We start from the raw sequence: 26,819 nt of genomic DNA, 5'->3' as shown, positions 1-26,819 counted from the left end.
TAATTTTATTCAAATTCATACGGAATATAGGAATTTATATTATGCTATTAAATACAGTAAAACGTTTTGGAATATTATTAGTTACAGGTTTGGTATTAACAGCTTGCCAACCAGATCAACAGGAAAAGCATAATAAGCTGATTATTGGAGCCTCTTCTACACCCCATGCTGAAATATTAGAATTTATTAAACCTCAATTGGAAAAAGAAGGGGTTGATTTAGATATTAGAGTCTTTAATGATTATATTATCCCAAATCAAGCACTGGCAGAAAAAGAATTGGATGCCAATTTTTTCCAGCACGTTCCTTATTTAAATAAAACCTTAGCCGATCATCCCGATTGGAAATTAACTTCTGTCGGTGCCGTGCATATGCACCCATACCGTTTCTTTTCACAAAAACATAAGAGCCTGCAAGCGCTACCAAATGGGGCAAAAGTCATGAGCAGTAATAACATTGCTCAGCATGGACATATATTAAAATTGTTCCAAGATGAGGGTTTGATCAAAATTCGTAGTGGTATCGATCCTGATGATGCCACTATCGACGATGTTGTAGAAAACCCACGTAACCTACAATTTTTATTCACCTACGATGCCCCACTAATGCCACAGATCTATAAAAATGGTGAAGCTGATGTTGCTTCTATAGATGGCCATTTTGCGATTAATGCAGGGTTAGATCTGAGCAAAGATGTTATCTACACAGAGCCCGCAGCAAACAGCAAATTTGCCAACGTCATCGTTGCTCGAGAAGATAATAAAGATGACCCACGGATCCAACAGCTAATGACTGCGTTAAAAAGTCCAGAAACTAAAAAATTTATTTTAGATAATTTTAAAGGTGAGGCAGTTCCAGTTCCTTAATAATTAATCAAACGCTTAATTTTAATCTAGGTTAAATAGCAATAAATAATGTGCTATTTAACCTAGATTTATTTAAATAACCCTTTAAAACTTGTATGACATCGTATTTTTAAAAAATGTTAGTTTTACGGTAGAAATAAAAACATTAGTATCCAACAAACCATAAATCGACCACTTCAAAAAGCATTTCGTGTCAATCCAATCACAGTAAAAGTTGTAGATTTAGAATAAAAAATCGAATTTATGGTTAAACCCCCCAATTATTTACTAATAACTATGGTTAGCACTTTTACATAAAACATAAATTGAGGAGTTACTAATGCATAAAATTATTATTGATAGCGATCCGGGTGTTGATGATGCCGTTGCTATTTTCTTAGCTCTTGCATCGCCTGAAATTGAGCTAGTTGGAGTTACTACTGTCGCTGGAAATGTTGGATTAGATAAAGTCCATAATAATGCGAAACGATTGCTAGCATTAGCGAAAAGAACTGATATCCCTCTCGCTAAAGGTTGCTCTCACCCAATCATGACAAGGTGTAGCAATCATACTGATGTACATGGTGAAGATGGACTTTCAGGTATCACATTACCCGAATCAAACACACCTGACTATGCGGGGCATGCGATTGACTTTATCATTGATACTGTAATGTCCAATCCAGGTGAAATAACACTTTGCCCTATCGCTCCGCTAACCAATATTGCAATGGCAATGATCAAAGAACCAAGGCTAGCCGATTGTGTAAAAGATATTGTCTTAATGGGAGGCGCAGCATTCACTCAAGGAAATGTCACTCCAGCGGCAGAATTTAATTTTTATGTTGACCCTCACGCTGCTCATATTGTTTTTGAAAACGCTCGCCATATCACTATGCTTGGATTGGATGTAACAACAAAAGCAGATATTAGATCAGGCCTTTGTAGTTCATTAGAAAAGAAAGGTTATATTGCTCAGACAACCGCTGCGATGTCTCGGAAATATGCTGAATTTGACCCATTCCTTCATGATCCTTGTGTCATTGCCTATCTCATTCAGCCAGAGATGTTTACATCTATAGAAGGAGATATTTATATTGAGTGTGAGTCTAAGACACTATTTGGTCATAGTTTATTAATTAATAATGAAAAAACAAAAGGTATCAAGCCAAAATGTACCATTGTTACCGATGTAAATAGCTCGAAATTGATGTCTTTAATTGCAGAGCGCATTGCTACACTTGATAAAACAATGCCTTCCGGCTTTAGCCGTCCAGCTATAACCCCTAATTTAGTTTATCAAGAGATATAGCCTTATTACATCCTTGTCTATGTAACATAAAAACTAATGAGACAAAAAGGTCAGTGACCTTTAAAAACAAAAAAGCCACTTACTAAGAAGTGGCTTAATGTGCTGATTTAACAGCTAAAATTTGGTGGCCCCTGCTGGACTTGAACCAGCGACCAATCGATTATGAGTTTCTTGAGTATAAATTACCTAAAATACTTTTTGTTTAATTTCAAAAAGTTAGACCATTCTCTATATACCCTATATTACTTATAAACACCCTAAATTGAATAGCTACCTATACCAAAGCCATTCAAATAAAGAATAATCAATATGTTAAATAACAGCGAATATCGCCGATTTGGTTATTTTTCGGTCATAAGCGTGAAATGATTATAATTTATAGATACTTTTCAATGAATGGTATTGATGAAGCTCATATAAATGTTAGTTGATCTATCATTGCTCTGGTAGTATTAAAAGAAATTTAACTTAAGAAAAGAAATAACTATGAGCTACTATGGTAAAGCGGTTGCTAGAAAGATTGAATCTGATAGACAACTAGGTATATATCTTGAGAATGCAGTACACGGCGTTAGTGATACTGCGAAACATACTGTTGAGCAAGCGGGAATGGGATTTGATCGGTCAGTAAGATACGGATCGCTTTTTTTCGATGATTATAAAGATGTTGGTGTCAATTTATGGGAGGAGGATACTCGTTTTACTAAAGCCTGGTGGATGTATATGCAAGGCAGAGATCCAATTCAAGAGATGATTAATATTTTTGTTGAACAGTGCGTTGCAGGTTTAACCGAAAAAGAAATGGAATTTCTTTATGAAAAACTATCTGCTGCTTTAGCTATAACTACGCATTTGTCATCTAAATATGTTACTTCTATGGCTATTAGGGTTGCTATTTCTGAAGCTATTTATTCACTTATTTTAAAAAGTGAAGCGCTAAAATTAGTTTCTCGAGGTGTAATTGGTGGTGCTATTATGGCCTTTGGCTCCTATGGCTTTCTTGAAAAGGCATCTTTAGCGAAGGAACGATTAAGAATACAGAATCCGATTTATTATTGGTCATTATATATTTCGGGAATTGAAATGCTTTATTTTCTTGTCGAAGAGCGGTTAGGGTGTGGACTACATTTAATTAGCAAGACTAGAAATAGGGTGATTGATGTTTATCAGGCGTTCATGAAAGTTTTCTACGGGTAAAAACATGCCTAAATTTTTAAAAATTTTTCTATCCGAATTATTTCTAGATATAAAGGGCGCAATTGTGATTTTTTTTGTCTTTTCATTATTGCTCATACCTATCACAAAAATACCCTCCATTTTAGCAGGTTCGATAATTCTTATTTATTTTGTGATAAGATTTTATCTAAAAAAGAGTAAATCAAGGTGACAGTAGCCCTGCTGTTTGGACTACTGTCGATTTTAGAATATGTCTGACTCTTTTATTGAATAACCGCTTGTGCCTGAAACTAGATGTTCCCATGTAATGGATTCATAACTTAATAACAATTTCTCGTGTGGTAATATACCTTCGGAATTAATAGTGTTTGTATATGTTGAGGTTATTTCAAGAATTGTGGCTTTTGTAAGCTTTACTTTATAATAAGCTTCAAGATGTCCTGTTTGATTGGTTCTGTAACAAGTAAAGATAGCTTCTAATAATTCATTATTAGTAATTGCAACACCTAGCAGAGGGGATGATTTATCGATAAGTTTGATAATTTGTAATGGATGATGTGATGCATTTTGTGCCCTTGTAATTGTATGCCCCATACTCAATACTTGAATTTGATCCTCATGCCCTATTTGATATCTATTTCCGATTGATTCTAAGGTTGAGCATTTAGAAGATATTAATCCTTGTGTTTTACCCGTTAAACTTAAATAAGTAATATTTGACACAATAAAGCCTCTCTAAATTGGAAATCAGCGCCGAACTATATCACCTAAGCTAAATTATTTAAACAAACGACACCAAGTTTGCTATAAAAAATAATCAAATTTTATAAATAGTTACTTTAGTTCGAAGCGTTAGGTGTAGGGCATAATTTTTCCACTTGGATTATTGAGAGTATCAATAAGTATATCTTTTCTGAAAGAATAGATTATCAATCAGATGATGACTTTAATATTCACTGCTTACTTAATGAATAATACAAGACCCTTTCTGGTGTTCCAAAGAAAAAGGTAAGATTACCATTGATATAGGAGCCTCCACCTATGGCACTATGTATCCTAGTAAAGACTTTAGCAAGACCTATGAGATAACTGTCGAAAAATAATGTTTATACATTGCCTCTGCTAAGTTGCGGTGGCTTTTTAATGGTCATAATCGTTATACCCCATCCTATACCGCCCCCTTCCCCCCCGTCAAGGTACTGTGACGAGGTAAAACGACTGCGGGGGCTTGCGACTCGCAGCATTTAGACAGACCTACGAAAAAATTTCGGATTAACTTTTCTGAGGATGTTTTATTCTATCCACTTGATTTTTAATTATTAAATTATTTTTTAATTTGTTCACGATAGCGTTTTTTTCCATTTTACCGTGAACTTTTTATTTTTACCTAGGCTGTGAATTTTTTCGCTTTTTCCGGTTTTTATCAGAGGTGTTAAATGAAAGCAGATCTCTTAACTCAAGCACAAATTGCTCGTGAATTTTCAGTCAGTAAAGCAGCTGTTTCAAAATATGTGAAAACAGGTCAGCTTATCCCTGCCGATAAAACGGAAACAGGAAAGCCCTTATTCATTTATGAAGATGCCAAGAGAGTATGTGGCTTAGCACATCTGAACAATCGAAAAATTAACCAAGCATTATCAAAACAAGCCACTGCTGCCTATGTACCAAATGCCAACTTTAACGGTGAAATGGAGCCACTTAAAGAGGCTGTAACAAACGTTGATTCTTGGCTAAATTCACTGCTGGGAGGTGATTTTAATGATCTGCCAGATGCGGATAGGATTGTTCGTTCTCGTGCAATTCGAGAGGCTCGCCTAGCGGCATTAGCAGACATTGAGGTACGTAAAGCACAAGGCGAACTGATCAGTAAGGAGCTTGTAGCACAAGATGCCCGTGCTTGCGGTGCTGCTGTGACAAGTTTAATGCACACTTGGCCTGCACGCCTAGCGCCTGAATTGGCTGTGATGACTGACCAGCACGAAATAAAGCAATTGCTGATCGGCGAGGTGAATAACCTGATAGACCTGATGGAGAGTAAAATTAAAGAGGTATGATCATTTTAGTGGTGCCTACCAATGAAAAGAGGGGAGCAGCCTATCTTCACTCACTCATCGCAGTATATTCAGCATCGATATAGCCTCTATCCGTGAGGCTCTCTTGTGCTTTTATCAGCCGGCACTGATTAGGTAATCCATATCGAGCAACTACACAATTTACTTCTGCCGAATCCGACGAGCCATGATGCAGATTTTGACGCCGCTCATAGCTGGAGACTTTGTCCAATAGGCCATCAGCCACCATGCTATCAAGTGTTCAGCGCGTGGTTTCAATCAGGCTTTTTTTATCAAATGAAGCCATGCCATGAAGTAGGTAGGCGATATCTGATATATCAAAGGGTGGTTGTCATATTACAAAGGTGGTCCATTCGCAGTTCTCAGGCTCGAAGTAAATTAATATTTCGTTTTATATTTAGTCAGTCCCATGGCAGAACCCCTTATTGTAGATGATATCTATCCTACATAAGGTCGGGATATTGTAATTTACTAGATAGAAAATCGAAATATAACAACTGAAGTACAGAATTGTTATTAAACCGAGCCTATATATATTTTAAAATACTGTTTTTATAATTTTATCTACACCTTTTATGAATTCCGCAACCTCATCCTTAGTTGGTTCTCGCTCTTTGTTATGATCACATAAATTCCGTATGTCACCAAGATGTTGAATAAATCTCCATGTTGGCGTATCAATAATTTCATTATCTTTTAATATCTGATAATAATCGGATATTGATGGGTTTGATTTTTTAGGCTTTAATTGATGTAATGAGCAAACATGAGATAAGTGTTTCTCAAGAACGACCCCCGTTACCGCGCCAGCTGCACGAGAGAACCCCTTTTTATTTAGCTCGTTTGCTGAATCAAGTTCAGTATCAAAAAGATCTGCTTGTAATACTTCATTTATATCAAACAATGAGCTTTTAAATTTTTTAGTTGCAGAGGATAAAATATGGTATTGAGTTTCCATCTTCTGTATTGCATTTTTTCTAGATGCAATTACTTTACCACCACTAGAGCTTTGCAATCCAAGTAAATAGTCATATATAGAATAGTTCATAAATGACACTTCTTTTCTTTTTTCATCACCTTTATACATTTTTTCAAATTCTTGTAGGCGCTCTGGTATTATTTGTTTTATTACACGATATGCTTTTGTATACCATGATTGATAATGATTACTGAAAGATATAAATTTTACTCCATCTGCTTCATATTCCTTAGCATCGTCATCATCAATATTTCCACATTCTCTGTGCATTGATAAATAAAGCTGATTAGCTTTTTTCCAATTTCCTAACTTCTTCTTCTAGCTTTTTATATCGTGAGCTCATAATGTGTCCTCAATAAGCTTTGAATACATTAAAAAGATAACTAAAGGGATGCTGAGGGGAAAAGAAAGGTGGCCTAACTTTCGTTAGGCCGAGCTTGTTACGCCATTACTCACGCAGAATAAACACTAGAATGATACTTACAGCAACGACAGATATCGGAGGAAATCCAATATTTGACAATGCCATTATAAGTCCACTCATAGCAATCAAACGTTTTGACAGCAGGTCTGAGCCCTTTTTGATAGTTTCCATAGATCCCTCTCAAGGTTGCCTTAATGGGGCACTCAAACCCGTAGCACTTTCTTAATTCACAGATGAATGGCTGCTATGACCCAACTGTTTTCTTGACGTAAGCTACCTATTATTACTTGAATATACCGTTCGCTGGTATCCTATAGGTATCCTAGATAAAACTAAGGAGTCACGCTATTAACGTAACTCCTTGATAAATTTGGTGGCCCCTGCTGGACTTGAACCAGCGACCAATCGATTATGAGTCGACTGCTCTAACCAACTGAGCTAAGGGGCCAAAGTGGAAAGGATTATACGTGCTGTTTTATCTCAGGTCTAGTCTTTCAAAACTGTATGGCGATTTTCTATCCAACCCATTTAGCAACCTTATTCTTCAGCAAGATAGCATCACCAGAAACCATTATTCACAATAAAATAATGATGCATTTATCTTTTCCCATTCTCGTTTTAAATACACTTCCACGACATATTTTTGTAACGAATAACTTATAGAAAATGAAATATTCCTGATAAAAACCCAACAAAATGTGTTTTATAATTCAAACATAGCAATGACGCAATTAATTGATATAAAACAATAATATTTATCTACATTAGGTGAATATGGTGATAGATGATTAACAATAGGATCTTAATGATGAAAAAAGTACGTGCGGTTCAATACGGCTGTGGAAAAATGGGTAAATTCTTGATCCGTTACCTACAAGAACATGGTGCTGAAGTCGTAGCAGCTTTTGATATCAATGAGGCGGTCATTGGTAAAGATATTGGTGAAATATCGGGTACTGCACTAACAGGAGTTAAAGTTCAGCCATTAAGTGAGGCCGAAACAGCCTTAACTCGCCTAAAACCTGACGTTGGTGTGATTGCGACGCTGAGTACCATGGCTGATTTAAATGATGCATTCTCTCTCTTTGCTCGTTTAGGTATTAATGCTATCTCGACAGGTGAAGAAGCCCTTTATCCATGGAATTCATCGCCTGATATTACCAAACAGCTCGATCAACTCGCCAAAACGACGAATTGCACATTAGCAGGTAGCGGCTACCCAGATATGTATTGGGGGGTTCTCATTGATACATTGGCAGGGTCAATGCATAAACTCACTAAGATCAAAGGTTCTAGCTGCTATAACGTCGAAGATTACGGAATTGCACTGGCAAAAGGCCATGGTGCTGGGTTAACCGTTACTGAGTTTGATCAGCAAATTGGCAACTACAATGACCTCCCTTATGCAGAGATCTCACACAAAATAGAAAGTGGCGAATATGCACCACCTTATATGTGGACACAGAATGGCTGGTTAGCAAGTCGTCTAGGATTGACTATCACCAATCAAACCCAACGTTGTGTGCCACAAATCGCCGCTGAAGATATCTATTCAGATACCTTAAAAATGACCGTGAAAAAAAATGATGTATTAGGCTTATCTGCGGTTGTGATCACCGAAACAGCAGAAGGCATAACATTAGAAACTGAATGTATCGGTAAAATATTAACGGCAAATGAGTGTGATAAAAATAGTTGGCAATTTTTTGGTGAGCCAAATACTGCGATTGAAGTGAATAACCCTGCAACGGTTGAATTGACTTGCGCGAATCTCGTTAATCGCATACCCGCTCTTATCAAGAGTCCTGCTGGTTTTGTGACTACAGAGAAAATGCCAAATAATGTGTTTATGACTAAACCAATGCATGAATATTTATAAGAAAATATTATTATCTGGAGCACAATGTGCTCCATCATCGCTAGCGTGGTTTGACCATTTGCCACTCTAGATGACGCTTTATCGATGGCCACTCAGGCAAAACAATACTGTAAACACAGGTATCGCGCAGCTCGCCAGTCCGTGTATAAACATGGCTTCTTAAAATGCCATCAAGTTTGGCCCCCAAGCGTTCAATCGCCTTACGGCTTTGCTGATTTAAAAAATGAGTTCTAAACTCTACAGCAACACAAGATAAAGATTCAAAGGCATGCTGTAGCAATAAAAATTTTGCTTCAGTATTAATTGCGGTGCGTTGAACCTCTCGGCTATACCATGTTGCCCCAATTTCAACCCTTCGAGTCTCATGATCCACTTTATTGTAAGCCGTCATGCCAATAGGGTTACCTGTTACTTTATCTATCACAACGAATGGTAGCATTTCTTGTTTTTGATAAAGCCCCAGTCGCCTATCAACGTCTTTGCCAACATTTTCAGGTTCAGGAACAGAGGTATACCATAAATTGTGTAGACCATCGCGCTGTATGATATCAGTAAATTGTTGGTCGTATTGATGAGTCAATGGCTCAAGGCGCACAAATTTCCCTTCAAGCTCAATCACCTGACATATGTTTTTCATGGTTGACCCCTATCTCTATATAGAACGCCTTTAATTATTTCTACAGGTGAATTGTGACAGGAATATAAAATATATACGCAATTATTATTTGCGGCAATTATATGCAAATAAAACACATGATAAATATCACATTTTTTTAACATATTTTTCTATTAATCATCTTATTAAGCTAAAGTTAACTCATCTGACCTGTTATGCTCGTTATTCTTCAAGTTACAGCGTTGTTGGCTACGTTTACTCGCACTAGCCACATACTTATGTATGCTCTTAGCGACTCGTTCACTTGTCGCCTAGCTGCACCTTGAATTATTTAGAGTAAAATAAGACCCCTTAAGGGAGCAAAATATGAGCAATTTTCCACATCTTTTTTCCCCGCTTGATTTGGGGCACACAGTATTAAAGAACCGCATTTTAATGGGTTCTATGCATACTGGCCTTGAAGAACATCCTGAAGGCAGTCAACGTTTAGCGAACTTCTATCGCTTACGCGCAGAAAATGGCGTGAGTTTGATCATCACTGGCGGGATCGCACCTAATAAAGAAGGTGCACTCGCTGCTCATGGCGCGGTACTTGATAGCACTAAGCAGCTCCCTTTTCATCAAGAGATCACTCAAGCAGTTCATCAAGCCGACGGTAAAATTGCGTTGCAAATTTTACATGCAGGCCGTTATGGTTTTCATCCACATATCGTGGCCCCCAGCGCCATTCAAGCTGAAATCACCCCTTTTGCTCCAAGAGCATTGTCTGAACAAGAAATAACTAAAACGATTGATGATTTCATCAATACGGCAAAACTTGCTCAACAAGCTGGGTATGATGGCGTTGAAATTATGGGCTCTGAGGGTTATTTAATTAACCAGTTTATAGCTAAGCGCACTAATCATAGAACAGATCAATGGGGTGGCAGCTATGAAAACCGAATACGTTTTCCACTGGAAATTGTTCGCCAAATTCGCCAGCACGTAGGTAATAACTTTATTATTATTTATCGTCTATCCATGCTCGACCTAGTCGAAGATGGCTCTAATTGGGAAGAAATCATCTACTTAGCTAAAGCGATAGAGCAAGCTGGCGCTACCATGATTAATACAGGTATCGGTTGGCATGAGGCAAGGATCCCAACCATTGCGACACAAGTGCCTCGTAGTGCGTTTAGCTGGGTAACGGAAAAATTAATGGGTCAAGTCAATATCCCGCTGATCACAACCAATAGAATCAATGACCCCTTTGTTGCAGAGCGGATCCTCGCGACTGGTCAAGCTGATATGGTTTCTATGGCACGTCCTTTCCTAGCTGATGAGGCATTTGTTCGTAAAGCACAGGAAAACCGCGCCGATGAAATCAATACCTGTATCGGCTGTAACCAAGCCTGCCTTGACCAAATCTTTAACGGTAAACTCGCCTCTTGTCTTGTTAACCCACAAGCTGTTAGAGAACTAGACTACCCAAATGAAAAAGCCTCACAATCGAAGTCTGTCGCCATCGTTGGCGCAGGCCCCGCAGGGCTATCATGTGCGATTTATGCAGCTAAGCGTGGGCACAAAGTAACCTTATTTGAAAAATCAGATCAGATCGGCGGTCAATTTAATATGGCGAAGCAGATCCCCGGAAAAGAAGAATTCTATGAAACGATCCGCTATTTTTGCCGTCAGCTCGAGCTCCTGAATATTGATGTCCGCCTTGATCATCAAGCCGATATTGATGATTTGATTGATTTTGATGACGTGATCATTGCAACTGGTGTTGTGCCGCGAGCCATCCACTTAGAAGGTATTCATCATCAAAAAGTATTATCCTATATTGATGTTTTACTCGGTAAACATGCTGTCGGTCATTCAGTAGCAATCATTGGTGCTGGTGGTATTGGTTTTGATGTCGCTGAGTATTTAAGTCAAAAAGGCCAAAGCAGTAGTTTGAACCCGCCATTATTCAATCAAGAATGGAATATTGATACAAGTATCCATTCCGCAGGTGGATTATTCAAGCATTCGCCTCACCCAATCCAATCTCCTCGGCAACTTTATTTACTGCAACGTAAAAACAGTAAAGTCGGTGCTGGACTAGGCAAAACAACGGGTTGGGTACATCGTTTATCATTAATGAAACGTGGCGTACAAATGTTAAATAGCGTTGAATACATGAGTGTTGATGATGATGGACTGCATATTCGTCATCAAGACCAAGTCCGCTGTTTACCTGTTGATAATGTGATCCTTTGCGCAGGGCAAGAGCCGTATCGTCCTTTAAAAGAACAGCTATCGGAACGTGGAATCAATGCATATGTGATTGGTGGCGCTGATATTGCCGCGGAGCTTGATGCAAGAAGAGCAATCGAACAAGGAATGCAAGTAGCCTATCAATTATAATCAGTTAACAAGAAACCCGCTTTTAAAAGCGGGTTTCTTCAATAACTCATTACTTTTCCTGAGAAAACTGAGATTCTGGATCAACTAACTTTTCATCTTCAGCCAAACAGACTGCTGCGGTAAACAATACGTCGGTTGATGAATTTAGTGCGGTTTCAGCAGAATCCTGCAACACACCAATCATGACCCCAACGGCCACGACTTGCATCGCGATTTCGTTGGAAATACCAAACATATTACAAGCCAGTGGGATCAACAATAACGAGCCGCCAGCAACACCTGAAGCGCCACAAGCACACACCGCTGCCACAACACTCAATAATAGTGCGGTTGGAAGGTCAACAGGGATACCTAATGTATGTACTGCTGCTAATGTCAGTACTGTAATTGTCACCGCTGCGCCGCCCATGTTGATCGTTGCCCCTAAAGGGATCGAAACCGAATAGGTGTCTTCATGAAGATTCATACGGCGACACATTCCCATATTCACAGGGATATTAGCTGCTGAGCTGCGTGTAAAGAAGGCGGTTACCCCACTTTCACGTAAGCAAGCAAAAACCAGTGGATAAGGGTTACGCCTAATTTTCCAGTAAACAATTAATGGGTTCACAATCAGAGCCACAATCAACATACAGCCAATCAACACCGCCAGTACATGGAAGTAGCCTTTTAGAGTAGCAAAACCGGTGGTCGCAATTGTTGAAGAAACCAGTCCAAAAATACCAAGAGGCGCTAAACGGATCACCACTCTTACCAACTGAGTGACACTCTCAGAGAAATCTTGGATCATGCTCTTAGTGGTATCGCTCGCATGACGTAATGCGATCCCTAAACCAATTGCCCAAGCAAGAATACCGATATAGTTACCTTTAATCAGTGCATCAACAGGGTTAGCAAAAATATTAACCAATAGCCCTTTAAGCACTTCGGCAATATTCCCCGGAGGGGTAAGCTGAGTATCACCAACAGCTAAAACAAGACTTGATGGGAACAAGAAAGACCCCATTACAGCAACCAGTGCAGCAAAGAAAGTACCTAATATATACAGTACTAAAATTGGTCGAATACTGGTTTTTTGCCCTTTACGGTGATTGGCTATCGATGCCATAACCAGCACCCAGACCAAAACGGGTGCCACCGCTTTTAATGCGCTAACAAATAAATCCCCCAACAGCGCAACGTTTTTTGCAGCTGCGGGCCATAGCCACGCCAGTAAAATACCCGCAATCAGACCAACGAGTATTTGTTTAACCAAACTGCCTCTTGTTATGACCTGCCATAACCCCATTCTGTTTGTATCCATAGAAGACCCATATATTATTTATCATTATTAGGAATAAAATGTGCTTGCCTTGCCAGTATAAGGAATAATTATCTTCTGAAAAGGCGATTATTTTAAATATAGACAATAAATTATTTATTTTAACAATATATTTACATATCTGTGATCTTAGCTGTATTTTGTTTCTTATAGTAGGATCGAACGAATAAAATGTATGATGATTTTCAATCAATTAAATAAAAAAAAGCACCCACATTAATGTTGAGTGCTTTTATTCAAAATGGAATTTAAATGTTAATAATGAGATGCATGTCTTTTATTGACGATTGCATTAATAATTAGAGTGATAGCTAAAATAGCCGCTACTACACCTAGAGAAATGGAGGTTGGAATATGATAAACATCCATTAATAGCATCTTGACGCCAATAAAGGTCAAAATCACCGCTAATCCATACTTAAGCATACTGAATTTTTCAGCGACTCCTGCCAGTAAAAAGTACATCGCCCGCAGACCTAGGATCGCAAATAGGTTCGATGTCAAGACAATGAACGGGTCAGTAGTCACAGCGAAAATAGCAGGGATACTATCGACGGCAAATATAACATCACTGATTTCAACAAGTATTAGCACTAATATCAGAGGTGTAGCAAATAGTACGCCATTACGCTTGATAAAAAACTTCTCACCATGCAACTCATCTGTCATACGTAGATGCGAACGTACCCATTTAACTAACGGCTTATCATTAATTGGGGAATCATCTTCTTTTGCAAAAGCCATTTTGATCCCTGTAAATAACAGGAATAAGCCAAATATATATAGGATCCAGCTAAATTGAGTGACCAACCAGCTCCCCGCAAAGATCATGATGGTACGAAGGACGATAGCGCCGAACACACCATAAACCAACACTCTTCTTTGTAGGTTAGCAGGAATAGCAAAGTAGCCAAATAGCATTAACCACACAAAGACATTATCAACCGCTAACGCTTTTTCTAATAGATAACCGGTTAAAAATGCCATTGTTTGGCTATTCGCAAATTCTGCGCTAACAGTGTCGTTAAGATACCACCAGAACCCACCGGCAAAGATCAGTGATAACGTGACCCAAAGAATACTCCAAGCCGCAGCTTGTTTCATCGACATTGCTTGTCCTTTGTGCTTCCCTTGCCAAAACAAATCGACAAGCAACATGAACAAGATCATAACCGCAAAACTACCCCATAAAATAGGGTTACCCACAGAGTGCATATGATTTCCTTAAAAACAAAAAGCGGCTGACATCTCAGAAGACGCCAGCCGCTTTAAATTGTTTGAACCTAGAACAATACTTTTGGTTGTAAACAATGAGCAAACCTCGCCTTCTGGCAAGGTCTCACTTACAACACAATAGTCCTAAGATCTGGAAATTGTGATGCTCGGCTACCGGGTGCAATGTGTGCACCGTAATGACGATAAACCGACAAGAAGAAGTTACTCCCCTTTGCTATAGGGGGTAAGCTTAGGGTAATTAGTCCTAAAATGCAATCATTAGCACACAGTATTTAAATAAAATTTTTCAGTCAGCAGTCCGCCATCAAAAATCACTTTTTATCATTTTTAGGCTCAAAAATGCTGATAGCGCCTATTTTCACGTCATTTACGGCAGGAAAGACAACGGGCTCACAACCTTCTCCCATGAAAAACTTAAATGAATACTAAAAATAGAGTAAGAATTTACTGTTTAGTTATTTTCGCTTTTGTTAAAGTGAGCATGCTTTAAACTAACAGCCTGAGGGAACATGACTTTTCACTTAGGTATTCGCATAATCCATGTCTCCCTGCTCAACAATAAGATTGTTGCTGTTATTGCCGTTTAGGAAACATTAATGGAATTAGTTAAAGAACTATTTTTTGCCCTTTGGCATCAAGACTATGCAACCCTATCCAACCCGTCGTTGGTCTGGGCTATTTACTTTATGTTATTTGCAATTCTTTTTCTTGAGAATGGGGTTCTCCCTGCCGCGTTCCTACCAGGTGACAGTTTATTGATCCTCGTTGGTGTTCTCATTGCAAAAGGTACGCTAAGTTACCCATTGACGATTGTCATTTTAACAGCCGGCGCAAGCCTAGGCTGCTGGGTTGGCTATATTCAAGGCCGGTGGCTGGGTAATACTAAAATGGTGAAAGGTTGGCTAGCCCACCTCCCCGAGCACTACCACCAACGCGCTCACGGCCTATTTCATCGCCATGGCCTAGCAGCACTATTGATTGGTCGTTTTTTAGCCTTTGTTAGAACATTACTGCCTACAATTGCAGGGCTGGCAGGTTTACAAAATGGCCGTTTTCAAGTGTTTAACTGGCTGAGTGGCCTGCTTTGGGTACTGATCTTAACCGCGATCGGTTTTGGTTTTGGTAAAAGCCCAATCTTCCTTCAATATGAACATCACATTATGAATGTGCTGATGTTGATCCCTGTAGGGTTATTGATCTTAGGTCTTATCGGTAGCATCGCTGTGGTGGTCAAGAAAAAGCTATCCACCAAAAAATAAACTAAACATTAAGCGAGAGGCGAAACAGCTTCTCGCTTTTCTCTTATTTAATCACCCACATTTCAACAATCCTTTATAGACATTCCAATTTGAATTAAAATTAACAATTACACATCAAAATTTTTACAATTTTTTTTCTTGTTTAAAATCAAATACTCTTTTACATTAATTTAATCAATAATTAGTCAATCCCTCATTGCACTTACAGCAAAAATAGCTATTGTTATAACTGCTAACTATATTTTTTCTATTGATTAATCGGAGGTTTCACCATGTCATCGAACCATTCATCAGAAGAACTACGCGCAGAACTCAAATCACTGGCAGACTCTTTAGAAGCGATGCTAAACGATACCGGAAGCAAATCGAAAGAAGAAATAGAGAACCTAAAGCATAAAGCACAGGATGCCCTATCTTCTTCACGCGCTAAACTCAGCCAAGCAGGTGAAAAAATCACTGAGCAGACTAAAGAAATTGCAGGCCGTGCAGATAACTATGTTCGCGAAAATCCATGGACAGGTATCGGTATTGGTGCGGCTGTCGGTGTTGTTCTTGGCGTATTACTTGCTAAACGCTAATTAGTATGGAACAACAACAGCGTCAGGGCCCCGGCAAAGGGGTCCTAAATACCTTACAGCGTATCGCAAGTATTGCAGTGCAAATGGTAGAAACTCGCATCCAATTGATTGCTGTTGAGTTAGAGGAAGAAAAAACCACTCTAATCCAGCTTATTTTAATGGCGGGTATCACGCTACTATTTACTGCATTTGGGTTAATGTGTTTACTTGGTCTGATCTTTTGGTCTGTCGATCCTGTTTATCGCTATCAAGCCCTCGCGATCACTACAGGTGTTCTTATCTTATTAGCCATTATCGGCGCCATTTGGACACTTAATAAAGCAAAACAGTCTACTTTGCTCGGTGCAACCCGGGAGCAATTAAAGAAAGACTCAAAAGCTTTAGTAGGGTCGGATGATGAACAAAAATAAACGTCAGTTACTCACTATAAGAAAACAACGTCTGATCAAGGAAATTGAGCAACAGCGCATAGAGCTGTCTACCGCTTCAAATGACTGGCTACAAGCCACTGAGCCTTATGATCGCACATGGAAAGTTATCGTGACTTTTCGACCAATTTTTATGGCTGCCGCAGGTTTACTTTCTATCTATACCATTAAGCGACCAAAGCGAATTTTTTCGTTAGGGAAAAAAGCGCTGGCAACTTGGAGCGTCATTCGCACAGTCCGAGGCGCTGTTAATTCCAATCATAAATAATCTCCCTATCTGCTGAAACCTGAAGTTAAATCTTTAGGTTTCACTCATACAAAACCTATCATTCAAATTTTTTGTCCATCTTTGTTAATATACTTTGCTTTTTATTGAAGCACCAAGTAATTACTATAGGTACATCAAATGATTTCTAATCATTTAGTGCTAAAAAATAACTTTATATAGCGACACATATCGCATTTATTAGACATTGGCTGACCGAGTTAGCTGGAGAATCTTCATGAAAAATTTAGAAAATGGTGTTTTATTACTTGCTCGTATTATGATGCCAGTTCTGTTTATTGTTGCTGGGTATGGCAAATTAGGTGGCGCTTATGAAGGCACCCAACAGTATATGCAAGCAATGGGTGTTCCAGGATTTTTATTACCATTAACCATTTTATTAGAACTGGGTGGTGGGTTAGCCGTTCTGTTCGGTTTCCTGACTAGAACAGTGGCTATTTTCACTGCTGGGTTTACCGTATTAACTGCTCTGCTGTTCCATATTGATTTCAGCGTTGAGCCAAATAGCCTGATGTTTATGAAAAACATGACAATTGCAGGCGGATTTTTACTACTTGCTGTGACCGGCCCAGGGAAATTCAGCATCGACCATTTATTAAATAAAAAATGGTAAGACAGTCATTCATTATGCCCTCTTATACTATAAATAATTCGAGGTGCGGCTAGGCGACAAGTGAATGAGTCGCTGCGAGCCTACATAAAGTAGGTGACTAGTGCGAATGAGTGTAGTCACCATACCTTAACGAAAGGCGCTGCAACTTGAAGTATGACGAGTATACCCAGCCATTGCCCCCACAACTCACGTTTGGGGGCTTTTTTATGACGACTATTTATTTTTATTGGCAAACAATTTTGGAATTTCACGCAAACACCAAGACTTGGCCTCCCCCATGCTATCTCGACGCCATGCCATAATAATATTAGTTTGATGGCTGTACTCTGCACTGACAACACGCAAACGGCCTTCTCGAATATCTTGCTCCACCAGCGGATAAGGCATCGTCGCTACACCTAAGCCAGCTAACAATGCATTGCGTTTATCTTCAATAGTGGAAACAGTTAGCCTTTGCTGCTTATCTAACAGTTGAACCGTGATCACAGGTCTTTCGCGAGCCGTATCAGCAACCGCGATCCCTCGATACTTGACTCGCGTAACGTCGGAAAGGGGCTCAGGCTCTTGATGAATAGGATGGTCAGGGCTGGCGACATACACATGACTAATGCTGTATAGTGGCTTAGAGTTGATCTCAGAAGATGAACGAAAATGCATATCTGGTGCAATCACAATATCCGCTTTACCACTTTCTAAGCGCTCCCACGCCCCCGCAAGCACCTCGGTTAAAATAGAAAGCTGTGTATCGGATTTATCAGACAATTTATCCACTAAAGGAAATAAATCGCTGGCAGGAACCAATGCTTCACAAACAAGGGTTAAGTGAGTCTCCCAACCTTTAGCCAGCGCCTCAGCGTCTGAGGTCAATTTATCCGCTGCCTCCAGTAACACTCGCCCACGTTCTAACAACATCCTACCGACATTGGTGAATTTAGTTCGATGCCCAGAACGGTCAAAAAGGATCACATCGAGCTCTTCTTCCAATTTTTGCATGGTATAACTGAGTGCTGAGGGTACACGACCCAATTCATCAGCAGCAGCTGCGAAGCTACCGCGACGGTCGATCGCATCCATCACCCTTAATGATTCAAGTGTTAATGCTCTCTCTTTACTCATGGAATATCTCTTTCAGGAATTTTGAATGAAGGGAACAGATTAACTGGCTAACAATTCAACGTCCAGCTATTTATTATAACGGTATAATTTTATATATATTTGTATATTTTTGTTAAAACGAGAATAGAGGGGGGTTAACCACCATGATGACATTAAGACCCGTTAACCATTGCGGAAAAGCCGACTACGGTTGGTTACAAGCACGCTATTCGTTTTCCTTCGGCCATTATTTTGACCCTGACTTTATGGGGTTTAAGACATTACGCGTATTGAATCAGGAAGTTATTGCGCCTGAAAGCGCTTTTCAGCCTAAAACCTACCCGCATGTTGATATTGTTAATTTTGTGCTGCAAGGCAGTGCCGAGTACCGCGACAGTTCAGGCAATAAAATCAAGGTCAATGAAGGCGAATGCATCCGCTTTTCACCACGTCCTGATTTAAGTTACAGTGAGCACAACATGTGTTCCGAGAAACCACTCACTCGCTTACAGCTATGGTTAAATGCTTGCCCAGAGCAGGAGTACCACCCCGCTCAAAAAATCGTCGTACCAGATACAAGCAATATGTTAATTGCTTCACCTAGTGGTGAAGATAATAGCTTACAGTTACGTCAACAAATTTGGATAACGCAGCTGAATATTACCTCTGACAATCCACAGCATATTAAATTAAAAGGTAAAAATGCCTATCTTCAATCAATTCACGGTGGAGCAAGCCTCAAAGCAGGCAGTGGTGACACCCTTGAATTACGTTGTAATGATGGCGTGTTTATTCAAGATGAAAGTGAGTTAACACTCTCTTCCTCAACCACAATACGTGCATTACTGATTGATATTGGCGAATAGCCAACCTGATAGATAGGGGCAAGGCTCTCTTTGCCCCCTTCCAAAATGCTCTGTTTACAATATCCTCTCTTTTTTTGCGATGATATTCGCAATTTTATGATCCCACATACTCTGTATATTGCTTTCCTTATGGTAGAGTCCAACTCATCATCCGCCAAAATACGCAGCATATTTTTGGTTAATCAGCTATTATTTTGTTTTAAAAGGTGTTTTTGTGGCTTTATTCACCCAACAACGACTCAATCAAATTTTTGCAAGTATTCTTGATGAAGTTGTTCCTCAAGATGAGCTGGCAAAGCGCTTTTCCGTTTCCTCACGGACCATTCGCTCGGATATCAATGAGATTAATGAGTTAATACAAAATTACAGCGCCCATATTATTTATGAGCGTGGTCGTGGTTATTGTTTGAAAGTCGATGATGAGGCGCTTTTTTCCAAACTCACGCAACAAAATGAAGCAGAAAATGGTATTCCTCGCACCAGCAAGGAGCGCGTCGATGCACTATTGTTAAAATTATTGATGCTTTCCTTGCCTGTTAAACTAGATGATATTGCTGAAGAGTGGTTTATTAGCCGTGGAACACTACAGCAAGATATGAGTATCGTCAGAGAACATCTGCAAAAATATCAAATATTGTTAGAAAGCATTCCCCATCAAGGTATCCGCCTTAATGGTAGCGAATGGGCGATCCGAGCTTGTATGACAGAAACGTTATGGCGTCGCTTCTCACAACAAATCAATCATGATTTAGCCACGTTCCAGCCCGAATGCTTAGATAATCTTGATTTGACCTATATCGATAAAGTGTTACATAACAGCATGAATCGCTTTGATATTCGACTCAGTAATGAAGGCCATCTCTACTTAGTGTTCAATTGTGCTGTGACTATTTTACGTATTACCCGAGGCCATGAACTTACTTCTATTATCAAAAATCATGATAGTGAAGAAACCTTACGCAAAGCCTGTGATGAAGTCTCAAAAGGACTGATTTATTTCCTTGGTAGCGATCTCTCTAGTCCTGAGCTTAGCTACCTTCACGATCAAATCATCGCACAGCGGATCAGCAACCAAGACGCTGCTCAGCAAAAAAGTGGCAGTCACAGTGAGTTAGTTGAATATATCCTTAATTATATTAATGAGTTATATAACTATGACTTGCGTAATGATGAAAAACTCAAGAAAGACCTGAACACCCATATTGCAGCGCTGATCACTCGCCTTCAATATCACATCATTACCCCCAACCCGCTACTGAGTGATATAAAGCAATATTACCCTTTCGCTTATGATGTCACTTTAAGCGCACTCACCAGTGCAAGTAAGCAATTACTTCCTTACCCAATAAATGAAGACGAACTAGGTTACCTTGCCGTCCATATTGGCGTTAGCTTAGAAAGAAACTATGGCGCTGGCTCTATTCGACAAACAGAAGTACTTGTTGTGACCGATGCAGGCAACTCAACATTCCGAGTTGTTGAATCAAAAATCATGCGTGAATTTCCACAGCTCAAGTTCAGCCGTGGACTAACACTGCAAGAGTATGAATCACTGGATCAAGTAGAAGAAGATTTTGTTATTACAACAGTGCGTATCTCTGAAAAAAATAAACCTGTGATTAAAATCGCCCCCTTTCCAACCCCTTATCAATTAGAGCAAGTGGGCCGACTGGCAATGATGGATCAGACCCGCCCTTATATCATTGAGCGTTTCTTTGATGAACGTTACTTTATGGTGATTAACGAAAAAATCAGCCAAGAAACCCTATTCCAAACCGTTTGCCAAAAATTGCAACAAGATGGCTATGTTACTGCTGATTTTTATCCTTCGTTGCAGGAACGCGAGTCTATTGTCTCTACCCTGCTTGGTGAAGGTATCGCTTTGCCGCATTCACTGGGGCTACTTGCTAATAAAACAGTCGTCGTGACGATTGTGGCACCTAAGGGTATCGAGTGGAATAAAGACAGCAAAGAAAATGCATATGTGATTTTCTTGTTGGCAATCAGCAAAGCAGACTATGAAGAAGCCATGGCGATCTACGATCTATTTGTCACCTTTGTGAAAGAGAAAACCACCCGCAGGTTAATCACTGTGAAAAACTTCAATGAGTTCCAAGTCATCGCCAAAGACAGCTTAGCACGTATTCTTTAACCCTGATCTCAGCTCTCCCCCTAAAGAGTGGAGAGCTCTATGACTAGCAAAATCCTCAGCAGCTCCCCACTTCCACTTACTATCGGAAAAATAGCAATTGCGTTATTTTGCGTGATCATAACCGCATTTCTATCATTTTATTTTTCTATAAAACCACTTGCTTTGAGTGGATATCCTATCAAGTGGAAATGAAAAAGCCCCTCAGTTAACTATTTCCACTTTTCCATTTCCACTTAGCTAGAAATTGCAGCTTGTGATTTCCAGCACACTTCAAAAACCGTTAACCAACTGAATTAAAATGTAATTATAGATAAAACCACTTAGGATTATCTCCTTTTGATATTCATATGTTGAATATATTTCCATTTATTTTCCATTTAGCTCAATCAATAGCCATAAATCACATTTAGCCACTTCCAATTTATTTCCACTTCTAAGTGGAAATTCCATGCCTGCACAAGTCATATGGAACCGATTAAGGTATTCATCATGAAGTAACAAGCAGTTTAATTGCATTATTACCTTGGATTTTAAACAGTTATGAGTGAATCAGTTGTCGTTTTCAAGATGTCAGAACAAAATCTCGACATCGATGAAGTAACACAGGAGCTGTTAGCCGTCATCAGTGGCTGGCTGAAACAGGAAAATTGCTACACCACAGATGTACAACAACAGATGTTGGAGTCTCATCTCAGAGCCATGGTGGCTAGAGCAAAAACGGGTGAAGCGTTACCAGAAGTCGATATCAGTCTGTTCGATGAGATTTCACAACACTCAATTGCACTGTCGCAACGCGTTGTCGATACCCTTCCGGGGTTGGCGCCAGAAGAGACATTTTTGCTTTCTGTTCACTTTGAAGTTATCCGTTCGAATGATTAATTTTTGGGGAAAAACACTATGAAACAAGTTGTTGTTGCTATCGGAGATCGTCTAGGTAAAGGCCAAAAAGTTGCAGCGGGCGTTGAAGCCGCTGGCGGTAAAGCCGTTGTTGTTCCCGGTGTCGCGGCAGATATGAAATTGGGCGACGTAATGAATGCAGAGCAAGCTAACTTGGGGATCTCTTTCTGTGGTAGTGGTGGCGCTGGCGCAATCACTGCTCAAACAAAATACGGTTATAAAGCTCGTTACGGTATGCGCTCAATCGAAGAAGGCGAAACCGCGATTGCAGAAGGTTGCATCGTATTAGGTTTCGGTTTTATGGATAAAGAAGAACTCGGCGAGCGCTTGGTCAAAGCATATATCAAAAAATACGGCGACGCGTAAATGAAAAAATCTATCGAAACGGTGGTGCGAGTCTCGGGTCAAGGCGATAGCAAGCAAAAAGCAATTGCTGACGCACTGAACTCTATTCAACGCACCGTACTGAAAGAAAGCAATGACATTATCCTGCGAATCGAGCCCAAGGATGTTGCCGTTGTGAGTGCACACTCACAATCGCGGACAGAGAAATTCCTCTTCGTTTTTCTGCCTCGCAAACGTGAACATTTTCGTGTGGTGCTCGACGTTTCGCTAGATGTCACCCTACTTTCTGTCAACGAAATACCATTTACAGAACAATAAAAACAATTCAGGTCTGGAGGCATTTCCATGAGTGAAACTGCATCTTTCTTAGAAATATTGGGTATGTCCCTCATCATTGGCGGCCTATGTGGCTTTGGCCTTGGTGCAGGTGCAGCTCGTATGTTCCACGCTCCTACGATCCAAGGGATGGGGGCATTCCGTACACTTGGCGAACTTAATGCATGTGAAGGCGACCCTGCTTCTCACTTCTCATTCGGTTTAGGCTTTTTCTTCAACGCATGGGCATCATCCGTTGCTGCTGGGGCATTCACACAAGACGTTGACCATCGCATCATCCCTAACTGGGGTGCCGCGGCCTTGTTATCAAAAAACCGTAATGTTGCAGAAACCCTGCATAACCCGAAAAAAATGGCGATTGCCTGTACCATTATCGGAGCTGTGGTGGTTGCATTCTTAAATACCACCGCATCAGCAGTTCCTGCTGCATTGCAAACGACTGCTATCAACGTATTAGTACCGGCAGCAAACCTACTGGTTAATACCGTGATGCCAGTTATTTTCTGGTTAGCAGCGATGGATGCAGGGCGCCGTTCTGGTTTTTGGGCAACACTGTTTGGTGGATGTGCTCAGTTGATCATGGGTAACGCAATCCCTGGTCTGGTTCTCGGTATTCTGATTGGTAAAGGCGTTGATGATAACGGCTGGAACCGTGTCACTCGTACTATGATGATCACTGTAGTGTTACTGTTTGTTCTGAGTGGATTCTTCCGTGAATTCGACCTGAAGATGATCACCTCTTTCCATCTGGATAAACCTCTGTGGCTTGAATACATCCATGGACTGCTGAGCGGGAAATAATCATGACAACTGAAATCAACAAACAAGACTTTTGGTACGCAGAGTGGTCCTTCCCCATCTTTGTTGGGCTACTATCAGCAGGGATCTTTGCCGGTACTCATATGTATGTCGTTTACGGGTTCGGTGCATTTAACGAAGTTGCCTTTGTGGCCATGTTAAAAGCAGGTTTAGATACTGGTGTTTATGGCGCCGTTGCTGCGTTTGGTGCCAGCTTCCTATTTGCTCGTATTATTGAAGGATCACTAGTTGGTATTTTGGATATCGGCGGCGCACTGCAAACCGGTATCGGCCTTGGTGTACCAGCGCTGTTCCTTGCGGCGGGTTGGGACATTTTAGTGACTAACTTTTGGTTCTCACTAGTTACAGGGTTAATTCTTGGGCTGATTATCGGTTTGATCATCGTATTCGCTCGTAAATTTACTATCGCGCAAGCCAACTCCACCTTTGGCGCAGACATCATGATGGGCGCAGGTAATACATCAGGCCGTTTCTTAGGTCCATTGATTATCCTAGCTGCGATGGCTGCATCTATTCCTATCGGTATTGGTTCATTGATAGGTGCGCTGATCTTCTATGTATGGCAAAAACCAGTTGCTGGTGGCGCAATTTTAGGGGCGATGCTGTTTGGATATTTCTTCCCTCTCGCGGCCTAAGTCAAAGATAACAAAGAAGGTAATTATGTATTCTTTAATCATCAAACAGGGTAAGCGTATCGATGGCACATTAATCGATATTCTTATCAAAGATGGAAAAATCGAAGCTGCAGGCCCTGAGTTGGCCTGCAACCAACAAGCTGAAAAATGGATTGACCTAAAAGGGGAAACCTACGTCAGTGCGGGATGGATTGATTCACATGCTCACTGTTTTGCCGAGTCACCTATCTACTTCGATGACCCAGACTTAGCAGGTGCCGCTGGCGGTGTCACCTCACTGGTTGATGCAGGTAGTGTCGGTGCTGACGATATTGACAAGTTTTATCAACTTACACAAAAATCTCAAACCAACGTGTTTTCATTATTAAACATTTCACGTATTGGCATTATTGCGCAAAACGAGCTGTCTGATATGAACAACATCGATGAAACTTGCTTTCAACAGGCGATTGAGCGCCATGAGGGCTTCATTGTTGGCATGAAAGCGCGCATGAGCAAAAGTGTTGTCGGTGATAATGGCATTGAGCCGCTGATCAAAGCAAAACAGATGCAGAAAAAGCACCGACTACCATTAATGGTACATATTGGTAATAACCCACCGAATATTGATGAAATTGCTGATCTTCTGACTCGCGGTGACATCATTACTCACTGCTTTAATGGGAAGCCTAATCGCATTTTGGACGAGCAAGGGAACCTAAAACCTTCAATTGCTCGTGCCTTAGGGCGCGGAGTGATCCTTGATGTTGGTCACGGTGGTGAAAGCTTTAGCTTCAAAGTGGCAGAACAAGCCATGCGCATAGGTACTTATCCCGACATTATTAGTTCTGACATCTACCATCGCAATCGTATTAATGGCCCAGTTTACAGCCTTGCCTTTGTCATGACCAAGTTCCTATGTATGGGCTTTAGCGCTGAAAAAATCTTACGATGCGTAACAGAAAAAGCCGCTGATCTGCTCGCTCTACCAGCAAAAGGTTATTTAAAACCCGGTTTTGATGCTGACATCACCTTGTTTGATCTTAAAGAAGAACGCACCGAGCTGACTGATGCAGAAGGCGAGCATCGCGTAGGTACACAACGTTTTGTGCCTATTGCAGCAATTATTGGTGGCAAACATATTATTCATGCAGAAGGCGAATCTGAACATGCAATCAATTTATGAGAAATATCAGTTAAAACACGTGATTAACGCCTCTGGCCGCATGACCATTCTTGGCGTTTCAACCCCAACACCAGAAGTGGTTGAACGTGTTGCTTATGGCCTGAATCATTATTTTGAAATTAAAGATTTAGTGAATAAAACTGGCGATTATATCGCCAAGTTACTGGATGTAGAAAGTGCTGTTGTGGTTTCTTGCGCCTCCGCAGGTATCGCACAAGCTGTTGCAGCAGTCATTGTCCGTGATGACGATGATTTACTGCTCAACTTGCACTCATCATCTAAAGTGGTTCCACGTGAAATTGTGCTACCAAAAGGCCACAACGTTAACTTTGGCGCACCGGTCGATACCATGATCACACTCGGTGGCGGTAAGGTAATTGAAGCAGGTTTTGCTAATGAATGTTCTGCTGCTCAACTTTCCGCAAAGATCACGCCACAAACTGCGGCCATTCTTTACGTCAAATCCCACCATACGGTGCAAAAAAGTATGCTTAGTGTCAGCGAAGCAGCGGCAGTTGCTCGTCAACATAATGTACCATTGATTGTTGACGCTGCCGCGGAAGAAGATCTGACTAGCTACTACCAATCAGGCGCTGACTTAGTCATTTATAGTGGTGCCAAAGCGATTGAAGGCCCTACCAGCGGCCTCGTTGTGGGTAAAAAAACCTATGTCGAATGGGTAAAACGCCAAAGCCAAGGCATTGGACGAGCAATGAAAGTCGGTAAAGAAGGCATTTTAGGGCTAGCACTGGCAATTGAGCAATATTTAACGGCAACCAAAGAAACTGGTGCTGAAATGGTTAACCGCATGAATGGCTTTATTGAAGAGCTCAACGCGATCCCAGCGATTTCGGCTCGCATCGTATGGGACGCTGCTGGACGCGATATTGCTCGCGCAGAAATTAGCTTTGATGAAAAAGTGATTGGTAAAACCACCTACCAAGTCATGAATGAATTAAAACAAGGGGATACTGCCATCTACTTCCGCGAATACAAGGCCAACGAAGGCAAAGTGGAAGCAGACATTCGTAGTGTGAGCAATGAGCAACTGAGTGTCATCGCAGAGCGTATCCGTTTGTTAGTAAAAGGAATGTAAT

General features: G+C 40.5%; 26 protein-coding genes, 1 tRNA gene and 2 pseudogenes. 21 read left to right on the top strand and 8 right to left on the bottom strand.

Translation table 11 applies throughout. From position 1 onward, the window contains the following. The first annotated feature begins 41 nt into the window (after nt 1-41). The 3 genes from AC3Z9T_RS15255 to AC3Z9T_RS15245 all read left to right on the top strand — a co-directional run bounded on the left by AC3Z9T_RS15255 (nt 42) and on the right by AC3Z9T_RS15245 (nt 3,354). Nucleotides 42-866, top strand: a complete 825-nt coding sequence (locus tag AC3Z9T_RS15255; protein WP_490126949.1) for a MetQ/NlpA family ABC transporter substrate-binding protein — start codon at nt 42-44, stop codon at nt 864-866. 319 nt (nt 867-1,185) lie between these two features. Next, complete coding sequence (locus AC3Z9T_RS15250; RefSeq protein WP_490126948.1) at nt 1,186-2,157, top strand: nucleoside hydrolase; 972 nt, start codon at nt 1,186-1,188, stop codon at nt 2,155-2,157. A 486-nt stretch (nt 2,158-2,643) separates the two neighbouring features. Further along, on the top strand, nt 2,644-3,354 hold the full coding sequence (locus AC3Z9T_RS15245) for a hypothetical protein (protein ID WP_490126947.1): 711 nt from the start codon (nt 2,644-2,646) through the stop codon (nt 3,352-3,354). Nucleotides 3,355-3,576: 222 nt separating this feature from the next. Here AC3Z9T_RS15245 and AC3Z9T_RS15240 read toward each other — a convergent pair whose 3' ends face one another. After that, nucleotides 3,577-4,056, bottom strand: coding sequence for an Hcp family type VI secretion system effector (locus tag AC3Z9T_RS15240; protein ID WP_434171238.1), 480 nt, complete (start codon nt 4,054-4,056; stop codon nt 3,577-3,579). Between the two features lie 132 nt (nt 4,057-4,188). Between AC3Z9T_RS15240 and AC3Z9T_RS15235 the strand changes: the two are divergent. Both AC3Z9T_RS15235 and AC3Z9T_RS15230 read left to right on the top strand, forming a co-directional pair. After that, a pseudogene (locus AC3Z9T_RS15235) lies at nt 4,189-4,308 on the top strand (antA/AntB antirepressor family protein); the annotation flags it as partial. A gap of 461 nt (nt 4,309-4,769) precedes the next feature. Further along, nucleotides 4,770-5,387 (top strand): MerR family transcriptional regulator, encoded by a 618-nt coding sequence (locus AC3Z9T_RS15230; protein ID WP_490126946.1) that lies wholly within the window; start codon nt 4,770-4,772, stop codon nt 5,385-5,387. A gap of 46 nt (nt 5,388-5,433) precedes the next feature. Here the strand turns inward: AC3Z9T_RS15230 and AC3Z9T_RS15225 are convergent. The 3 genes and pseudogenes from AC3Z9T_RS15225 to AC3Z9T_RS15215 form a co-directional block, all read right to left on the bottom strand. Continuing rightward, nucleotides 5,434-5,790: pseudogene (locus tag AC3Z9T_RS15225) on the bottom strand (hypothetical protein). Between the two features lie 153 nt (nt 5,791-5,943). Next, entirely contained in the window at nt 5,944-6,654 is a 711-nt protein-coding gene (locus tag AC3Z9T_RS15220; RefSeq protein ID WP_490126945.1) for a hypothetical protein, read from the bottom strand. 525 nt (nt 6,655-7,179) lie between these two features. Further along, nucleotides 7,180-7,256: transfer RNA gene (locus tag AC3Z9T_RS15215), tRNA-Ile, on the bottom strand. A 357-nt stretch (nt 7,257-7,613) separates the two neighbouring features. On the opposite strand from AC3Z9T_RS15215, the gene AC3Z9T_RS15210 reads away from it, so the two are divergent. After that, nucleotides 7,614-8,687 (top strand): NAD(P)H-dependent amine dehydrogenase family protein, encoded by a 1,074-nt coding sequence (locus AC3Z9T_RS15210; RefSeq protein WP_490126944.1) that lies wholly within the window; start codon nt 7,614-7,616, stop codon nt 8,685-8,687. A 40-nt stretch (nt 8,688-8,727) separates the two neighbouring features. Here the strand turns inward: AC3Z9T_RS15210 and AC3Z9T_RS15205 are convergent, their stop codons facing one another. Then, the gene (locus AC3Z9T_RS15205) at nt 8,728-9,324 is read right to left on the bottom strand and encodes a GNAT family N-acetyltransferase (RefSeq protein WP_490126943.1); all 597 of its coding nucleotides are present in this window, start codon (nt 9,322-9,324) and stop codon (nt 8,728-8,730) included. A gap of 345 nt (nt 9,325-9,669) precedes the next feature. On the opposite strand from AC3Z9T_RS15205, the gene AC3Z9T_RS15200 reads away from it, so the two are divergent. After that, nucleotides 9,670-11,691 carry a 2,4-dienoyl-CoA reductase FMN-binding domain-containing protein gene (locus tag AC3Z9T_RS15200; RefSeq protein WP_490126942.1) on the top strand — a complete coding sequence of 674 codons (2,022 nt, stop codon included), beginning with the start codon at nt 9,670-9,672 and terminating at the stop codon, nt 11,689-11,691. Nucleotides 11,692-11,740: 49 nt separating this feature from the next. Here the strand turns inward: AC3Z9T_RS15200 and sstT are convergent, their stop codons facing one another. Further along, nucleotides 11,741-12,994, bottom strand: coding sequence for a serine/threonine transporter SstT (sstT, locus tag AC3Z9T_RS15195; RefSeq protein WP_490126941.1), 1,254 nt, complete (start codon nt 12,992-12,994; stop codon nt 11,741-11,743). A 273-nt stretch (nt 12,995-13,267) separates the two neighbouring features. Next, nucleotides 13,268-14,227: a TerC family protein gene (locus AC3Z9T_RS15190; protein WP_490126940.1), complete on the bottom strand. Its 960-nt coding sequence runs from the start codon at nt 14,225-14,227 to the stop codon at nt 13,268-13,270. A gap of 617 nt (nt 14,228-14,844) precedes the next feature. On the opposite strand from AC3Z9T_RS15190, the gene AC3Z9T_RS15185 reads away from it, so the two are divergent. From AC3Z9T_RS15185 to AC3Z9T_RS15165, 5 genes are all read left to right on the top strand, one after another. Beyond that, complete coding sequence (locus tag AC3Z9T_RS15185; protein WP_490126939.1) at nt 14,845-15,507, top strand: DedA family protein; 663 nt, start codon at nt 14,845-14,847, stop codon at nt 15,505-15,507. A gap of 272 nt (nt 15,508-15,779) precedes the next feature. Continuing rightward, nucleotides 15,780-16,085: an ElaB/YgaM/YqjD family protein gene (locus tag AC3Z9T_RS15180; RefSeq protein WP_490126938.1), complete on the top strand. Its 306-nt coding sequence runs from the start codon at nt 15,780-15,782 to the stop codon at nt 16,083-16,085. A gap of 5 nt (nt 16,086-16,090) precedes the next feature. Continuing rightward, nucleotides 16,091-16,495, top strand: a complete 405-nt coding sequence (locus tag AC3Z9T_RS15175; protein ID WP_490126937.1) for a phage holin family protein — start codon at nt 16,091-16,093, stop codon at nt 16,493-16,495. After that, nucleotides 16,479-16,781, top strand: a complete 303-nt coding sequence (locus AC3Z9T_RS15170; RefSeq protein WP_490126936.1) for a YqjK-like family protein — start codon at nt 16,479-16,481, stop codon at nt 16,779-16,781. The genes AC3Z9T_RS15175 and AC3Z9T_RS15170 overlap by 17 nt, the downstream gene beginning before the upstream one ends. A gap of 235 nt (nt 16,782-17,016) precedes the next feature. Next, nucleotides 17,017-17,412 carry a DoxX family protein gene (locus AC3Z9T_RS15165; protein WP_490126935.1) on the top strand — a complete coding sequence of 132 codons (396 nt, stop codon included), beginning with the start codon at nt 17,017-17,019 and terminating at the stop codon, nt 17,410-17,412. A gap of 213 nt (nt 17,413-17,625) precedes the next feature. Here the strand turns inward: AC3Z9T_RS15165 and AC3Z9T_RS15160 are convergent, their stop codons facing one another. Continuing rightward, complete coding sequence (locus tag AC3Z9T_RS15160; protein ID WP_490126934.1) at nt 17,626-18,528, bottom strand: LysR family transcriptional regulator; 903 nt, start codon at nt 18,526-18,528, stop codon at nt 17,626-17,628. A gap of 143 nt (nt 18,529-18,671) precedes the next feature. On the opposite strand from AC3Z9T_RS15160, the gene AC3Z9T_RS15155 reads away from it, so the two are divergent. The 9 genes from AC3Z9T_RS15155 to AC3Z9T_RS15115 all read left to right on the top strand — a co-directional run bounded on the left by AC3Z9T_RS15155 (nt 18,672) and on the right by AC3Z9T_RS15115 (nt 26,818). After that, nucleotides 18,672-19,373, top strand: a complete 702-nt coding sequence (locus tag AC3Z9T_RS15155) for a pirin family protein (RefSeq protein WP_490126933.1) — start codon at nt 18,672-18,674, stop codon at nt 19,371-19,373. A gap of 214 nt (nt 19,374-19,587) precedes the next feature. Then, nucleotides 19,588-21,525 carry a BglG family transcription antiterminator gene (locus AC3Z9T_RS15150; RefSeq protein WP_490126932.1) on the top strand — a complete coding sequence of 646 codons (1,938 nt, stop codon included), beginning with the start codon at nt 19,588-19,590 and terminating at the stop codon, nt 21,523-21,525. Nucleotides 21,526-22,065: 540 nt separating this feature from the next. After that, on the top strand, nt 22,066-22,404 hold the full coding sequence (locus AC3Z9T_RS15145; protein WP_490126931.1) for a transcriptional antiterminator: 339 nt from the start codon (nt 22,066-22,068) through the stop codon (nt 22,402-22,404). Nucleotides 22,405-22,422: 18 nt separating this feature from the next. Next, nucleotides 22,423-22,788 (top strand): SFCGS family glycine-rich protein, encoded by a 366-nt coding sequence (locus tag AC3Z9T_RS15140; RefSeq protein WP_070928917.1) that lies wholly within the window; start codon nt 22,423-22,425, stop codon nt 22,786-22,788. Next, on the top strand, nt 22,789-23,085 hold the full coding sequence (locus AC3Z9T_RS15135; protein WP_008912675.1) for a DUF4312 family protein: 297 nt from the start codon (nt 22,789-22,791) through the stop codon (nt 23,083-23,085). A gap of 27 nt (nt 23,086-23,112) precedes the next feature. Beyond that, nucleotides 23,113-23,904: a DUF4311 domain-containing protein gene (locus AC3Z9T_RS15130; RefSeq protein ID WP_490126930.1), complete on the top strand. Its 792-nt coding sequence runs from the start codon at nt 23,113-23,115 to the stop codon at nt 23,902-23,904. Nucleotides 23,905-23,906: 2 nt separating this feature from the next. Next, complete coding sequence (locus AC3Z9T_RS15125) at nt 23,907-24,557, top strand: DUF4310 family protein (protein WP_490126929.1); 651 nt, start codon at nt 23,907-23,909, stop codon at nt 24,555-24,557. Between the two features lie 25 nt (nt 24,558-24,582). Then, nucleotides 24,583-25,722 carry an amidohydrolase/deacetylase family metallohydrolase gene (locus tag AC3Z9T_RS15120; RefSeq protein ID WP_490126928.1) on the top strand — a complete coding sequence of 380 codons (1,140 nt, stop codon included), beginning with the start codon at nt 24,583-24,585 and terminating at the stop codon, nt 25,720-25,722. After that, on the top strand, nt 25,706-26,818 hold the full coding sequence (locus AC3Z9T_RS15115; RefSeq protein ID WP_490126927.1) for a DgaE family pyridoxal phosphate-dependent ammonia lyase: 1,113 nt from the start codon (nt 25,706-25,708) through the stop codon (nt 26,816-26,818). The genes AC3Z9T_RS15120 and AC3Z9T_RS15115 overlap by 17 nt, the downstream gene beginning before the upstream one ends. The last annotated feature ends 1 nt before the right edge of the window (nt 26,819 follow it).

It is taken from the genome of Providencia sp. 6390, from assembly GCF_058148425.1.
The sequence above is the reverse complement of the archived record's forward strand: the minus strand, read 5'-3'. Positions and strand labels throughout refer to the sequence as shown.